Source organism: Pseudomonas azotoformans (genome assembly GCF_001579805.1).
GTDB lineage: Bacteria > Pseudomonadota > Gammaproteobacteria > Pseudomonadales > Pseudomonadaceae > Aquipseudomonas > Aquipseudomonas azotoformans_A.
The window spans coordinates 2,684,933-2,699,576 of record NZ_CP014546.1; the positions used below are offsets into that span (position 1 = coordinate 2,684,933).

General features: G+C 60.7%; 14 protein-coding genes and 1 pseudogene. 7 read left to right on the forward strand and 8 right to left on the reverse strand.

What is annotated here, in order from left to right; genetic code table 11:
- Positions 1 to 5: 5 nt before the first annotated feature.
- Positions 6 to 1,313: an acetamidase/formamidase family protein gene (locus AYR47_RS12445; protein ID WP_061435410.1), complete on the reverse strand. Its 1,308-nt coding sequence runs from the start codon at positions 1,311 to 1,313 to the stop codon at positions 6 to 8.
- A 246-nt stretch (positions 1,314 to 1,559) separates the two neighbouring features.
- Here AYR47_RS12445 and AYR47_RS12450 point away from each other — a divergent pair, with 246 nt between their 5' ends.
- A complete protein-coding gene (locus AYR47_RS12450; protein ID WP_033902472.1) occupies positions 1,560 to 2,273 on the forward strand; it encodes a dienelactone hydrolase family protein in 714 nt (237 codons plus the stop codon).
- 89 nt (positions 2,274 to 2,362) lie between these two features.
- Here the strand turns inward: AYR47_RS12450 and AYR47_RS12455 are convergent, their stop codons facing one another.
- The gene (locus AYR47_RS12455; protein WP_016978245.1) at positions 2,363 to 2,623 is read right to left on the reverse strand and encodes a YebG family protein; all 261 of its coding nucleotides are present in this window, start codon (positions 2,621 to 2,623) and stop codon (positions 2,363 to 2,365) included.
- Between the two features lie 274 nt (positions 2,624 to 2,897).
- Here AYR47_RS12455 and AYR47_RS12460 point away from each other — a divergent pair, with 274 nt between their 5' ends.
- Positions 2,898 to 3,386, forward strand: a complete 489-nt coding sequence (locus AYR47_RS12460; RefSeq protein WP_016978246.1) for a phosphate-starvation-inducible protein PsiE — start codon at positions 2,898 to 2,900, stop codon at positions 3,384 to 3,386.
- On the opposite strand, the gene AYR47_RS12465 is transcribed toward AYR47_RS12460, so the two are convergent.
- From AYR47_RS12465 to AYR47_RS12475, 3 genes are all read right to left on the reverse strand, one after another.
- A complete protein-coding gene (locus AYR47_RS12465) occupies positions 3,383 to 3,697 on the reverse strand; it encodes a DUF3509 domain-containing protein (RefSeq protein WP_016978247.1) in 315 nt (104 codons plus the stop codon). The genes AYR47_RS12460 and AYR47_RS12465 overlap by 4 nt on opposite strands.
- Before the next feature lie 218 nt (positions 3,698 to 3,915).
- Positions 3,916 to 5,205 (reverse strand): serine/threonine transporter, encoded by a 1,290-nt coding sequence (locus tag AYR47_RS12470; protein ID WP_061435411.1) that lies wholly within the window; start codon positions 5,203 to 5,205, stop codon positions 3,916 to 3,918.
- Positions 5,206 to 5,267: 62 nt separating this feature from the next.
- Positions 5,268 to 6,644 (reverse strand): L-serine ammonia-lyase, encoded by a 1,377-nt coding sequence (locus AYR47_RS12475; RefSeq protein ID WP_061435413.1) that lies wholly within the window; start codon positions 6,642 to 6,644, stop codon positions 5,268 to 5,270.
- A 137-nt stretch (positions 6,645 to 6,781) separates the two neighbouring features.
- Between AYR47_RS12475 and AYR47_RS12480 the strand changes: the two genes are divergently transcribed.
- Both AYR47_RS12480 and AYR47_RS12485 read left to right on the forward strand, forming a co-directional pair.
- Positions 6,782 to 7,729, forward strand: a complete 948-nt coding sequence (locus AYR47_RS12480; RefSeq protein WP_061435415.1) for a LysR substrate-binding domain-containing protein — start codon at positions 6,782 to 6,784, stop codon at positions 7,727 to 7,729.
- Positions 7,730 to 7,941: 212 nt separating this feature from the next.
- Entirely contained in the window at positions 7,942 to 8,352 is a 411-nt protein-coding gene (locus AYR47_RS12485; RefSeq protein WP_016978251.1) for an HPF/RaiA family ribosome-associated protein, read from the forward strand.
- A gap of 64 nt (positions 8,353 to 8,416) precedes the next feature.
- On the opposite strand, the pseudogene fecA reads toward AYR47_RS12485, so the two are convergent.
- The 3 genes and pseudogenes from fecA to AYR47_RS12500 all read right to left on the reverse strand — a co-directional run bounded on the left by fecA (position 8,417) and on the right by AYR47_RS12500 (position 12,272).
- Positions 8,417 to 10,754: pseudogene (fecA, locus tag AYR47_RS12490) on the reverse strand (TonB-dependent Fe(3+) dicitrate receptor FecA).
- A gap of 91 nt (positions 10,755 to 10,845) precedes the next feature.
- Complete coding sequence (locus tag AYR47_RS12495) at positions 10,846 to 11,787, reverse strand: FecR domain-containing protein (protein ID WP_033902463.1); 942 nt, start codon at positions 11,785 to 11,787, stop codon at positions 10,846 to 10,848.
- On the reverse strand, positions 11,784 to 12,272 hold the full coding sequence (locus AYR47_RS12500) for a sigma-70 family RNA polymerase sigma factor (RefSeq protein ID WP_033902504.1): 489 nt from the start codon (positions 12,270 to 12,272) through the stop codon (positions 11,784 to 11,786). The genes AYR47_RS12495 and AYR47_RS12500 overlap by 4 nt, the downstream gene beginning before the upstream one ends.
- Positions 12,273 to 12,442: 170 nt before the next feature.
- Between AYR47_RS12500 and AYR47_RS12505 the strand changes: the two genes are divergently transcribed.
- Genes AYR47_RS12505 through AYR47_RS12515 form a run of 3 tightly spaced genes read left to right on the forward strand, consistent with a single transcriptional unit; the run spans position 12,443 to position 14,643 of the window.
- Positions 12,443 to 12,745, forward strand: coding sequence for a DUF3649 domain-containing protein (locus AYR47_RS12505; RefSeq protein ID WP_033902462.1), 303 nt, complete (start codon positions 12,443 to 12,445; stop codon positions 12,743 to 12,745).
- Positions 12,742 to 14,316: a PepSY-associated TM helix domain-containing protein gene (locus tag AYR47_RS12510; protein ID WP_061435417.1), complete on the forward strand. Its 1,575-nt coding sequence runs from the start codon at positions 12,742 to 12,744 to the stop codon at positions 14,314 to 14,316. The genes AYR47_RS12505 and AYR47_RS12510 overlap by 4 nt, the downstream gene beginning before the upstream one ends.
- Complete coding sequence (locus AYR47_RS12515) at positions 14,317 to 14,643, forward strand: DUF3325 domain-containing protein (protein WP_061435419.1); 327 nt, start codon at positions 14,317 to 14,319, stop codon at positions 14,641 to 14,643. It abuts the gene before it with no gap.
- Position 14,644: the final 1 nt, after the last annotated feature.

Here is a 14,644-nt window from a genome sequence, read left to right on the forward strand (position 1 = left end):
ACCGATCAGAGTTGATACTTCTCACGTACCAGTGAGCCGACCCCCATGCGATCCAGAATGTGCATTGGGCACAGAATCGTGACGCGAACGGTCCCTGGCAGCCGACTGATTTCAATCGAGCCGTTAAGCGTTGCGCGGTTGCGCACCTCGTCCATCGACAGGCCCGTGACCGCCGCCGCGCGCTCCAGGCCGTTTTCCGTCGCCAGGTTGAGGTCGGCGCCGCTGCCGATAAAGGTAATGGGCCCGTTGTCTTCGATCTCGAACTGCCCCCAGCGCTCGCCCAATGCCTTGACGTGCAGCCGTTGCTCGGCGGTCATCGGTCGAGCCATGGGCGGCAAGTCATCAAGGTTTTGCAGCAGGATCGGGCCGTCGAGGGCCAACCCCTTGATCACATGGGCGGTCAGTTCGGTTTCACCCGATACGTCTGTGGCATGCCCGGCAATTTCGCCATTGCCTTGCTGGGCGTGCATATCGCCCATGTACACCCCGGCGCCGGGAACTCTCACCGGGCAAATCAGCACGCAACCTTCGCGTACGGAGTTGGTGTCCATATGCCCGTCGGTTTTCGCCGCATGCAATTGGTCATGGGTCATGCCGTAGCGGTGGGGCGCGCCGACCAGATACTGGCCGAAGTCGGCGCAGTTGTGGGAATCCGGCAGATCCCGTGAAGGCGTGGTGCCGATATTGCCCAGGAAAGGCCGCATGTGCGCGGCAAGGCCGGGGATATCGGCGCGGGCCAGGGAGAGAATCGAGTGTTGCGCGGACATCTCCGGCAACGCCGCCATATCCGGTGCCTGGCCGGCGAGGCGGTCGGCTACCGCCTGGTTCACGGTCAGGCTCACCTGATGCTCGGCATCGAACACGATGACGTAGCCATGGCTGAACCGAAACGCGCTGACCTCCGCCCCGCAAGCGTTGCAACGAATGGCGTCGGCGCCGATCCCCTCGACATGGCTGGCGGGATGTTCTTGCCCACAGTTGGAGCAGAACTTGGCGACAAAGGGATCGCCGTGATAGCGCCCCTCAACAAAGCGCATGACGCCTGACGAAGTGGCCAGGGACGTCACGCGCATGCGTTTGATCTTCAGGGCCACGGCGTCACCGACTTCGGCGCCGGCGATGAATACGGGTTGAGTCACCTCATGCCCGCCCTCAAACGCGGGCGTGATCATCGGGCCCCAACACCCCGGTGGCGTACCGGTGATGAGGGTGCCGCCATCGGCGAGTGGGCCGAGCATCTTCTGGCTGGGGCCGATGAGGCCGTTGGTATAGGTGTTGACGATCAGGCGATCAACCGGTTTTGATTCGTGCATTTTTATTCTCCGGGTCCTATGTGATTGAACCTTCGGTCACGGTGTATTGATCAGTGAAGGTTCAGGCAGGCCCAGTAGACCGGTGTTTTGTATCCCGAATATGTCGCGCGGGTGCGCTAATACACAGTGGTACATAACGAGGGAAGAGGAAGGTTTTTCAGCTTGAAAATCCTGATAGGGTTCTGAGGGCGGGCGTTTTTCGGTACTTGCCCGCTATCGTTTTCCTACTTGCCGCGGAGAGTCTTCATGTCCAATCAAGCAACAGCGCATTCCGTAACGTTCAAGCGCCCAGACGGTGCCGAGGTCAACGGCTACCTGGCCAGCCCGGCTGAGCTGGAAGGGGCGCCGGCCATCGTATTGATTCAAGAGTGGTGGGGGCTTAACGAGCAGATCAAGGGCGTGGCCATCCGCCTGGCCGAATGCGGTTACCGGGTGCTGGTGCCGGACCTTTATCGCGGCGCCTCGACCGTGGAAGAGGAAGAAGCCCATCACCTGATGGACAGCCTGGATTTTGGCGATGCGGTGTCCCAGGACATCACAGGCGCAGTGCGTTACCTGCAGGCCGACTCGAAAAAAGTGGGCGTGACCGGCTACTGCATGGGCGGGGCGTTGACGCTGTTGGCGCTCAATGCCATTCCGGAGCTGGCGGCGGGTGTGGTCTGGTATGGCTTCCCACCGCTTGAATACCTGGATGCAGCAAAAATCAAAGCACCGCTGATTGGCCATTGGGGCACGCAGGATGCTTTTTTCAACATCGAAACCGTTGCGGAGCTGGAGTCAACGCTGCACGCGGCCGGTGTTGACGCTACGTTTTATCGCTACCTGGCGCGCCATGCCTTTGCCAACGAAACGGCGATCGGCCATGGCCGTATCCCCGACACGCAATACGACGCCGCTTGGTCGCAACTGGCGTGGGACCGCACGTTGACCTTCTTCGGTAAAACCTTGTGGCAGGCCTAAGGCGCAAACAGCCTTCGGTAAAACCTTGAGCCGCCGGTCTGCCTGAACCCGTTGGTTCACCCTGAATCAACGGCGGCGGGCCGTTCCCCTTACTCCGCCTCCGGCTGCCCGATCTCGGCCAGGGCGCTGGCGTTGTTCTTGAATGCTGCTGCAAAGGCGGCGCGGTTCTTGGCCATGAAAATACCGGCGTCTTCTGCCTGCTTTTCAGTCAAGCCTTCCACGTTTTTCAACAGGACATCCATCAGAGACTCTGCCAGTTCAAGCATCTGGTCGTGTGCGTCGGCAAGTTTGCGATCCACGAATGTAGTCTCCAAGTCGCGGGTACTGCGATACAGGGTTTCAACAGCCATTTTTTGGCCTCGTCATCAGGGTGCAGTAGTGAAGGGGAGTAGCCCTTGTGTTCGGGTGTTGCTGGAATGCTGTATTTATATACAGTAAAAAGGTTAAGCCAAACCACCGGATTTGGATAGCAGTTTTTTAATGTAGTCCGTAAATACAGGTTTGGAGTGCCTCATGTCACCCCGCCATCATCTTATACCTGCCCCTGGCCTTTTTTCTGCATGCAGAACAACCGTCACGTCCAACCCGCATTATCCGGTCGAGTCGACCTAAGGAAGCATCATCGTGAAGATCAATTGGGCCGAAAGGCTACGCCAGCAAGTGCACGGGCTGGCCGAGTCCCTGGGGAATCTGTTTGTCGAGTCGTTCCACTACCTGGCGCTGTTCGCCATTGGTGCGGTGACGGCCTGGGCGGCGGTGATGGAGTTTCTGGGGATGTTGGAGAACGGGCACATCAAGATCGATGACATCTTGCTGTTGTTCATCTACCTGGAGTTGGGTGCGATGGTCGGGATTTACTTCAAGACCAACCACATGCCGGTGCGCTTCCTGATCTACGTGGCGATCACCGCGTTGACGCGACTGCTCATCTCCAACGTGTCGCACCACAATCCGCCGGACGTGGGAATCATCTACCTGTGCGGCGGGATTCTGCTGTTGGCGTTCGCGATTCTGGTGGTGCGCTACGCCTCGTCGGCCTTCCCGTCGGTCAAGGTTGAAGGCCCGCGTCGCAAGGGCGAGGCGAGCCTGGAGACCGAGAAGGGCGAGCTTTAAAGCCCGACGCTGAACGGCAGGGCGCGGGTCGGCGGTCGATGCAGGACTTTGTGATCGCCATCCGTCATCACCGCCAGGATCTCCATGGCGCTGTGGCCCTGCTCGATGGCGATACCGAACTGAATGCTTTGCACCAAGCGTTTGAGCCGTTTTGGATCATTGCGCTGTTCGGCGCTGATCATGCGCTTGGCCACTACGCCTTGCTCGTTCGAGAGGGTCAGCATGATGCTGCCGTCCAGCCGTTGGATGCTCAAGTTGACGCGGTATTCAGGGGTGAAGGTGTCGGTGATGATCTGAAAAGGATTGTCCATGGTGCGTACCGCCTGATAAGAACATGCAGTCATTGACGACCGGTGTCGGGATTAGTTCGCGTCTCCTGACCATCGGCCACTCCGTCGCTGAGGTTTTCACAAGGTCCGTTTCCCTCTACAGCTGTACAGCAAAGGCCGTGCCGCATAAGGCGCCGAGCCGTTATTGCAGGACATGAAAAAGGCGAACCGAGGTTCGCCTTTTTGTTGGGTGATCTATTTCAGGGCAGTACAGAGAAAACGATCGCAGACAGCGCAATCAACCCGATCACCACTACAAACACATTCGACACCTGGCCCGAATACTGGCGCAGAGATGGCACGCGACGAATGGCATACATCGGCATCAGGAACAGCAGGCACGCGATGATCGGCCCGCCCATGGTTTCAATCATGCCCAGGATGCTCGGATTGAAGGTGGCGACGGCCCAGCAGGTCAGCACCATGAACAGTGCGGTGCAGCGTTCCAGCCATTTGGCCGACATCGAGCGATTGCGCCCGCGCAGGGATTTGACGATCAGGCCCTGGAAACCTTCGCTGGCGCCGATGTAGTGGCCGAGGAAGGATTTGGTGATAGCTACCAGCGCAATCAACGGCGCGGCGTAGGCGATCACCGGCGTCTGGAAGTGGTTGGCCAGGTAGGACAGGATCGAGATGTTCTGCGCCTTGGCTGCCGCTAGGTCGGACGGCGACAGTGCCAGTACGCAGCTGAAGCAGAAAAACATCACGGTCAGCACCATCATGCCGTGGGCCGTGGCTAGAATGCCGCTGCTTTTGCGCTCGGCCTGGGCGCCGTACACGCGTTTCTGGTCGACGGCGAAGGCGGAGATGATCGGTGAATGGTTGAAGGAAAACACCATCACCGGAATCGCCAGCCACAGGGTCTTGAAGAACAGCGGCATGGGCATGCCATCCCCGGCGGAGGCGAAGAAGGCGCCATTCCAGTTGGGGATCAGGCTGAAGGCCAGCAACAACAGGGCGGCGACGAACGGATACACCAGCACGCTCATGGCCTTGACGATCACGCCCTGGCCGCATCGTACGATGGCCATCAGGCCAAGGATCAGCATCAGCGAAAGGATCGCCCGAGGGGGCGGGGCCATGTGCAGTTGGTGTTCCATGAAACTGCTCAGGGTGTTGGTCAGCGCCACGCTGTATACCAGCAGGATCGGGAAGATGGCAAAGAAATACAGCAGGGTGATCAGCTTGCCCGCACCGACACCGAAGTGTTCCTCGACCACTTCGGTGATGTCACCGGATTTGCCTGACAGCACAAAGCGCGTCAGCCCACGGTGGGCGAAGAAGGTCATCGGGAAGGCCAGCAGGGCCAGTACGATCAACGGCCAGAAGCCGCCGACGCCGGCATTGATCGGCAGGAACAACGTGCCGGCGCCGATGGCGGTGCCGTAGAGGCCCAGCATCCAGGTGGTATCGTGTTTGGTCCAGCCGGTGGTCACGGTTGTTGGTGTAGCAGCAGGATTTTCAGCAGCAGGTGTACGTACATCGGTCATCGTTATTGCCTCGTTATTATTTTTGCGCGGGCTCACGTAGGGGGCGGGTAGCAGTGCTCCGATCAGCACTCCACCCAGCTGACCGCCAGGCCGCCCCGTGAAGTTTCTTTGTATTTGTCATGCATATCGGCGCCGGTATCACGCATGGTGCGGATCACCCGGTCGAGGGAAATAAAGTGTTTGCCGTCACCGCGCAGGGCCATTTGCGTGGCGTTGATCGCCTTGACCGCGGCGATGGCATTGCGCTCGATGCACGGCACCTGTACCAGGCCGCCGACCGGGTCGCAGGTGAGGCCGAGGTTGTGTTCCAGGCCGATCTCGGCGGCGTTTTCCAGTTGCTCTGGAGTAGCGCCCAAAATATCGGCAAGCCCTGCTGCAGCCATGGCGCAGGCCGAACCCACCTCACCCTGGCAGCCCACTTCGGCGCCGGAAATCGAGGCGTTTTTCTTGCAGAGAATGCCGACGGCGGCGGCGGCCAGGAAGAAATTGACCACGTCGTCGTCAGACGCGTCGGTGTTGAATTTCATGTAGTAATGCAGCACCGCAGGGATGATCCCGGCCGCGCCATTGGTCGGTGCAGTGACCATGCGCCCTCCGGCCGCGTTCTCTTCGTTGACGGCGAGGGCGAACAGGTTGACCCATTCCATGGCCGACAAGGTCGACGTGATGACATTCGGTTTACCGATTTCCAGCAGGCTGCGGTGCAATTTTGCCGCGCGGCGCGGTACGTCCAGACCGCCCGGCAAGATGCCTTCATCGCGCAAGCCTTGTTCCACGCATTCGCGCATCACCGACCAGATGTGCAACAGGCCACTGCGGATGTCGGCGTCGCTGCGCCACGCGCGTTCGTTGGCCATCATCAGCTCGGAAACCCGCAGGCCGTGCTTGTTGCACAAAGCCAGCAGTTCCACGGCGCTGGAAAAGTCGTAGGGCAATTGCACATCGCTCGTCGGCGCAATGCCCGAGGCCGCTTCCGCCGCTTCGATGATGAAACCGCCGCCCACCGAGTAATAGGTCTGCTCGCTCAGCAGGCCGGTTTCGCCGTAGGCGTGTAGGGACATGGCGTTGGGGTGGTAGGGCAGGCTTTCGTCCAGCAGTAGGAGGTCGTGCTTCCAGTTGAAGTCAATGTCGTGCTGACCTGCAAGAAGCAGTCGGCCGGATTCGCGCAGTTGCTGGATGCGTGCATTGATCGAGGTGGGGTCGACCCGGTCCGGCCATTCGCCCATCAGGCCCATTACGCAGGCGCGGTCGGTGGCGTGGCCGACGCCGGTGGCGGACAGCGAGCCATATAGGCGCACTTCTACACGGCGGGTGTCGTTCAGCAGCTGTTGATCGATCAGGGCTTGGGCAAAGGTCGCCGCCGCCCGCATCGGGCCGACGGTGTGAGAGCTGGAAGGGCCGATGCCCACTTTGAATAGATCGAAAACACTGATAGCCATGCTAAAGCCTTACAAGCAATGGAGTAGAAATCGCTGCCATGTTTTGTAGAGCGAGCGGAATTGGCGCGATACTGAGCCTCTGGAACGGCACTGACCAACGAATTATCCTAAGACACCCTTTAGCAGGACTAAACGCTATGCCCCGGCCCCTTCATGGCCAGACTTACGTCTGGTTGCACGTGTTTTCCTGTGCTGCGCGGCATTTGTCGTTCACCCGCTGCGCCGAGGAACTGCACATCACGCCGGGCGCGGTGAGCCAGCAGATCCGTCAGTTGGAGGAGCGATTGGGTTTCCGCTTGTTTCATCGGCGCGCGCGTGGGGTGGAGCTGAGTGCCGAAGGGCAGCGACTGGCGACAACGGTAGGGGAGGCCTACGGCAGCATCGACGCGGAGTTGCAGCGCCTGGACGCGGGGATGATCAGCGGCACCCTGCGCCTGCGCTCGATCCCATCGTTTCTCGGCAAGTGGCTGACCCCGCGCCTGCCGCGTTTGCAGCAGCGCTTCCCGGATATCCAGCTGCGCATGGTCGCAGAGGACAGCAGCATCGCCCTGCATGAGGGCGACTTCGACCTGGCCATCGACTTGAACGACGGCAGCTACCCTGGCCTGTTGTCCACAGCCTTGCTGGACGAACAGATTTTCCCCGTTTGCGCCCCGAGCCTGCTGCGCGGCCGGCCACCGCTGCATGGCCCCGCTGACCTGGTGCATTTCCCACTGCTGCACGACATCACCGCCTGGCGTGGGAGTTATGAGTACGCCGAGTGGGAGTTTTACCTGAATGCTATCGGCTATCACGACGCCGACGTACGGCGCGGGCACACCTTCAACCGTAACCACCTGACCATCGAAGCCGCCATCGCCGGCATGGGCGTGGCCATTGCGCGGCGCACCTTGCTCAACGATGAGCTGGAGCGTGGCACCTTGATCGTGCCCTTCGGCCTGGCCGTGCCTAACCACAAACGTTACGTGTTGCTCTATGCGCCAGGCGCACTGAGCCATCCGGGCGTACGCGCGGTGCACGATTGGTTGGTTGAGGAAGCAGGGATTTTCCGTGGATTGCACCCGTTGGGAGAGGGGCAATTGTGAGGTTGGCGGGCCGTAAGAAGATGTAACTAACTCCCCACCCTAACAGCGTTTTTGCTCGTAGTCAGACTTAATTTGTAATGTGGGATTTATCTTTGCAAAGGGGTTGAATTGTTCTGCTGACTGCTCAATTGTGTAATCAAGAGGTCATGGTTTCACCGACCCGGTGTTGCAGTTGTGACCTCTCGCGAGCTAGCTGAAATAAGGGAAGAACTATGCAAATCCAAGTCAATAGCGATAACCATATTGAAAGCAGCATCCGACTGGAGGAGTGGGTACGTACGACCATTGAGAGCACGCTCGAACGTTACGAAGAAGACCTGACCCGAGTGGAGGTCTACCTGCGGGATGAGAACGGCGACAAGCCCGGTCCCCACGATTTAAGTTGCCGCCTGGAAGCGCGGCCAAAAGGCCATCAACCGCTGTCCGTGCTGCACAAAGCCGATACCCTGGAACAGGCGATCGACGGTGCGGCGACCAAGCTGGACCATGCGTTGGAGCATTTGTTCGGCAAACTGCAAGGCAAGCCACGCGCTGCCGGGAAAAACCAGCCGACCACCAAAGTCAACGAAGATGAGCTTGAGCAGGAGTTTCTGGAAAAAGAACGCGCCGTGTTCAACGGCTGATAGCTTTCTCACGCTCCACTAAAAACGGGCCTGCATTTGCAGGCCCGTTTTCGTTTGAGTGGCGTTAGAACGCAATGGAGGTCTGCACGTAGACCGTGCGGGGTTCGCCGACGTATTTACCCTTGTTGTTATCGTCGAACGAGCGGGTGAAATACTGGGTGTTGAAGATGTTTTTCACACCCACTGCCACATTCAAATCCGACAGTTGCGGGCCGAAGTCATAGGCCGCGCGGCTGCTGAACAGCATGTAGCCAGGGATGCGTCCGTTGGCGCCGTTGGCGGTTTCCTTCTCGGTGTTGGCGTTGTCGGCGAACTGGCTGCTCTGGTAGCTGCTGTCCAGGTTGAGCTTCCAGCGGCCTTCGGTGTAGCCCACGCCAAGGGTGCCTTTGTGCTTGGACGAGAAGGGCACGCGATTGCCTTTGTTCGGGCCGTCTTCGCGGATGGTCGCGTCGACGTAGGCGTAAGTGGCGTACACATCGAAGCCAGACAGCGCCGGGCTCAAACCGTCGAGCGCGTAGTTGACGCTGCTCTCGATACCCTGGTGGCGGGTTTCGCCACGGGCAATCACCGAGTCGTTGGTTTGGTTGCTTTCGTACTGGTTGTCGAAGTTGATCAGGAATGCGCCGATTTCCGCACGCAAGGTGCCGTCGTCGTAGCGGGTACCGAGTTCCCAGGTACGGGCTTTTTCCGGTTTCACTTCGCCGCTGGTCACACGGTTCGGCATCTGGCTGTACTGCACGCTGCCGAACGAACCTTCGGTGTTGGCGTAGAGGTTCCAGCTGTCGCTGAGGTGGTACAGCACGTTCAGTGCCGGCAGCGCGGTGTTGTAGTCGCCTTTGTATTTGACGTTGGTCAGGTTGTTGGTCTGCTGGGACTCGATCATCTCGTAGCGAACGCCCGGCGTGATGGTCCACTTGCCGATATCGATCCGGTCATCAATGAAGAACGCATTGGCTTCGGTGCCGCCACGGGTGTCGCGGTCGTTGCGGCTGTCGGTGGTGGGGATCTGCTGGTTGGCAGCAATCGGCGTGCGGTAGCGCAGTTCGTGGCCGGGCCTCGTTGATGTAGCGGTAGCCGACGCCGACTTCGTGGCTGGTCGGGCCCAGGTCAAAACCTTGGGCGAAGCGGGTCTCGATGCCACGCACCCAGTATTCGCGCGGGGACAGGGAAAGGAACGTGCCCTGGTCCAGGTAACCGCTGCGCAAGGTCTTGGTGAAGAAGCTGTTCACGGTGAACTCGCGGCGATCCTGCTCATAGCGATAGCCGACGTTGAACATCGTACGGCGGCCCCAGAATTTGTCGTAGGGGCGGGTGGACTGGTAGGGATCCGCCTTGTAGTCCGCGACGTTCAAGCCCCCCGGCATATCGGCCTGGCCTTCGTAGTACTGCGCCATGGCGTTGAAGCTGTTGGCGTCATCCAGTTGGTATTTGCCCTTGAGGATCAGGTCGTCGATGCGCGTGTTGCTGTTTTCGCGCCAGTCGCCGCCACGGGTGCCGGAGTACAGAATCGCACCGCCCAGGCCGTTGTCAGCCGTACCGCCGGCCAGCAAGTTGCCGGTGGTCTTGAAGCCGTCGTGGCTGGAAGATGGGCTGGTTTCGGTCTGCAGGCCGCCTTTGACCGTGGGTGTATCCGGGATCGCGCGGGTCACGAAGTTGACCACGCCGCCGACGTTCTGCGGGCCGTAGCGCACCGCACCGCCGCCGCGCACTACGTCGACCGCGTCCATGTTGCCCATGCTGATCGGCGCAAAGGATAGTTGCGGCTGGCCGTAGGGCGCGAACGGCACCGGGATGCCATCCATCAGCACGGTGGAGCGCGACGCCAGGCGTGGGTTGAGGCCACGAATGCCGAAGTTCAGTGCCATGTCATGGCTGCCGGTGCCGTTGTTGTCCGGGGCGTTGACGCCGGGAATGCGGTTGAGCACGTCCTTGGCCTGAGTGGCACCCTGGCGTTCGAATTCTTCGCGGCGGATCACATCGCGGGCGCCGGGGTGTTCGAACACATTGGTCTGCGCCGCGTCGCCCAGCCAGTCGCCGACCACGCTGGAGGTGCCCAACTCAATGCTGGCCGGTGCCGTGGCCGGTTGCAGGCTGTAGGCATTGTCGCCTTCGGCACGGGCTTGCAGGCCGGTGCCTTCCAGCATTTTTTGCAGGCCGTCCGCAGCGCCGTAGTTGCCGGACAAGCCACGGCTCTGCATACCCGCTGTCACTTCGGAACCGAAGGAGATCAACACGCCGGCTTCGCGGCCAAACTGGTTCAGTGCAGCTTCCAGCGACATCGGGGCGATGTGATAGGGCTTGGCGTCGGCCGCCATCACCGGGGGCAGCACGGTCAGACTGAGGCTGACGCCGAGTAGGAGTTGGCGCAAGGTGCGGGCAAGAAGCGTCGGTTGCTGGGGCATGAAGAGCGGTCCTGAGAAGGAAGGATCAAGGTGGCTTTCCTTCTCTGTCACGCGAGGGGTGGAAAACGGCTCACTGTTTTTTGAATTAATTTCAGGCGCGTGCCTGCACGGTCACCCAATAGCGGGTAAAGCGCCGCACCTTCACCGGCAGGCTCACTTCCAGCAGGTCGAGAATGCGCTCGCTGTCATCCAGCGGGTAGCTGCCGGAGATCAGCAGGTTGGCTACCTGTGGGTCGCAATTGACCTGGCCACGGCGATAACGGCCGAGTTCGCCGAGGAAATCTTCCAGGCGCATGTGGGCAGCAACCAGCATGCCGTCGGCCCAGGCGCCGCTGTTGGCGTCGGTGGGGCGCGGGGTGTCCCAGCCTTTGCGGGTGAAGTTGACCTGGTGCGCGGCCTGGACGCTCAGCGGCAGGCCGGTGTAGGTATTGGGCATGACGTCGACGCGGCCGTCGAGCACGGCCAATTGCGTGTGATCGTTGAATTGTCGCACGTTCATGCGCGCCGCCTGGCTGGTGAGCAGGCCCTGGCCGGTCAGCACCTGCAATGGTGTGCTGCCTGCAATACCGGTCAGCAGGATCTCGCCTTCAAGCAGGCGGATCAGGCGTTGCTGGCCATCGAAATGCACATCCACCGCGGTGCCGGTGTTGAGCTGTAACTGGCTGCCATCGGCCAATTGCACCTTGCGTCGCTGGCCAACGGGGCTGCGATAGTCGGCGGTTAGCGGCGGCAAAATATGCTGTTGGCGAAGGCTCCAGGCGGCAGCGGAACCGGCGCCGAGGATCAACAGCAATTTCAGCGCCTGACGACGGCTGGTGGAGGTTGGCGCATTCAACGCCGCATGGGCCAGGGGCGACGGCATGCCGCGCAGGCGCTGGTTAACGCGCTGCATGTGGTCCCAGGCACGCTGGTGTTCGCTGTGGGCATTCAACCACTGTTGCCAGGCGGCTTGCTGGCGTGGGTTGAGCGCGCCTTGCTGCATTTCCATCAGCCAGTGCACGGCTTGTTCGGCGACTTGGGTGGAGAAGTTCATAGGGCGAAGTAGCAGCGCATAGCCGCTTTGCTCAGGTGGCGTTTGACGGTGGCGATGGAAATGCCCAGTTCCGCGCCGATTTGCGCGTAGGTCAGGCCATCGAGTTGGGCCAGCAGGAACGCACGTTTGACCTGGACGGGCAGGCCATCGAGCAGTTGGTCCAACTCCACCAGGGTTTGCAGGATGATTGCGCGTTCTTCTTCCGACGGTGCCACGTGCTCGGGCATCTGCGCCAAGGCGTCGAGGTAGGCGCGCTCCAGGTCCTGGCGGCGGTAGAAGTTGAACAGCACACGCTTGGCGACTGTGGTGAGGAACGCGCGGGGCTCGACCAGCGTGGGTGTTTCCCGCGCGGTGAGCACGCGGATGAAGGTGTCCTGGGCCAGGTCGGCAGCGCTTTCCGGGCAGCCGAGCTTGCGACGCAACCAGCCGGTGAGCCAGTGGTGATGGTCGTTGTACAACACTTCGACGGTATTGGACGGGCTCAACGCGGACACTCCACAAGCATCGCCATGCTTTAGAGAACAAGAATTGTTCGCATTGTAGGGCCCGCGACGGGCTTCGGCAATCCGTCGGGGCAGGTCTTTCATCCGTTCTGTTTTGCTTATGAGAATATTTATCATTAATATTGCGGCCTGATGAACCTGGCGCCTCTCGCATGAAAAGCAAAACCTCGCTGCCTGTCTCCTATCGCCTCGCCGTTACCTCGCGCGTGCTGGCTGCCGTGGTGGGCGGCTATCTGATGGCTTCCCTGGCCAGTATCTGCCTGGCGCTGTGGATACCCACTTCTCGCGCTGACGCAGTGATCACTGGGATGATGAGTTCTTTCGTGTTCTACCTGCTGGCCGTGCTCTGGTGTTTCGCTTGCCGCAGCGCCGCGCGCGCCTGGTTTGGCGTGATGCTGCCAAGCGCGGTATTTGCCACCCTGGCGGGTGTGGGCTTCTGGATGGCACGCACATGAAAGAGGGCTTTCGCCAGGCCATGGCCTGGCTGCACACGTGGGCGGGGCTGATCTTTGGCTGGCTGCTGTTTGCAATTTTCCTGACGGGCACCTTGGCGTATTTCAAGGATGAGATCAGCCATTGGATGCAGCCTGAAGTGCAGGCCCGCCCCTTGGACGACGCGCGCAGCCTGACGGTCGCCCAGACCTATCTGCAGCAAGTCGCGCCGACCGCCGCACGCTGGTTTATCACCCTGCCGGACAGCCGTGACCCCGGCCTGTCGGTGATGTGGCAAGACAAGGTCGACCCCGGCAAACGCGGCAACTTCATCCAGAAAACCCTCGACCCCGTCACCGGCCAGGCCGTGCAAGCCCGTGAAAGCATGGGCGGCGATTTCTTCTATCGTTTCCACTTCCAACTGCAAATGCCCCATCCCTGGGGCCGCTGGCTGTCGACTATCGCTGCGATGGTGATGTTCATCGCCTTGATCACCGGCATCATCACCCACAAGAAAATCTTCAAGGACTTCTTCACCTTCCGCCCCCGCAAGGGCCAGCGCTCCTGGCTCGACGGGCACAACGCGGTCGGCGTGCTGGTGTTGCCGTTTCATCTGATGATCACCTACAGCAGCCTGGTGATCTTCATGAGCATGGTGATGCCGGCCCCGATCCTGGCTTCCTATGGCGGAGACACCCGAGCGTTTTTCAGCGAAGTGTTCCCGAATACCAACAACGCGCCGGCAACGGGCCAGCCAGGCACATTGCTGCCGCTGATGCCGATGTACGAGCAAGCGCGGGCGCAATGGGCCGGTGGCCATGTGGGGCGCGTCGCCGTGAATAACCCCAGCGATGTGAACGCCTCGGTCAATGTGTTCCGCGCGGGTTCCGACAGCGTGGTGCATGATTTCGGCAGCACCGTTTCTTTTAATGGCACGACCGGCGAGCTGGTGCGGGTCAGTGGTGGGCAGTCGCTGCCTTCTGCCATCGGCGGTACTTTCTATGGCCTGCACATGGGCCACTTCGCTGGGCCGGTGTTGCGCTGGTTGTACTTTATCTGTGGCCTGGCGGGCACGGCGATGATCGGCACCGGTCTGGTGATCTGGCTCGGCAAGCGCCAGCTCAAACATGCCAAGGCTGCGGTCATGCCGTTTGAGTTGCGCTTGGTGGAAGTGTTGAACATCGCCAGCATGTCCGGGTTGATGATCGCCATTGCGGCGTTTTTCTGGGCTAACCGTTTGTTGCCGGTGAGCTTTGCCGAGCGTTCCGATTGGGAAGTTCAAACCTTCTTTATTGCCTGGGGGCTGAGCCTGTTGCACGCCATGCTGCGTCGCGGTCGCCAGGGCTGGGTCGAGCAACTGAGCTTCGGCGCGTTGCTGTTTATCGCGATCCCGCTGCTCAATGCACTGACGACTTCGCATCACCTGGGCGTTTCGCTGGCAACCGGCGACTGGGCCATGGCTGGCTTTGACTTGACGTGTCTGGCCAGTGGCGTTTTCCTCGGCTGGGCCGCCTTGAAGATGCAGCGTCGCACCGCGCCTGCGCCTAAAGCAGAGCGCGCACGCCCCCTGGCGCTGAAGCAGGAGGCGAACTGAATGCTGCTCGCGCTGCTGATGTGCTACGCCGGATTCACAGCACTGTGCCTGTCCACTGACCGTCACCACGGCGACTTGCTGCACAGCAAACCCTCGCCTCGTCGGCGCTTGGGTTTGCGGGTGATCGGTTGGTTGTTGCTGGTGGTGTCGATCTGGCCAGCAGTGGATGTCGCCGGTTGGGGCCAGGGCCTGGTGGAGTGGTGCGCCGTGCTGATGCTCAGCGCATTGCTGCTGGTGCTGTTGTTGCCGTACCGGCCAAGGCTGGCCTTGATCCTGGCGGGTGTCGGCCTGCTCGCCAGCCCCGTTGCAGCCTTCGCCACTTTCTGAG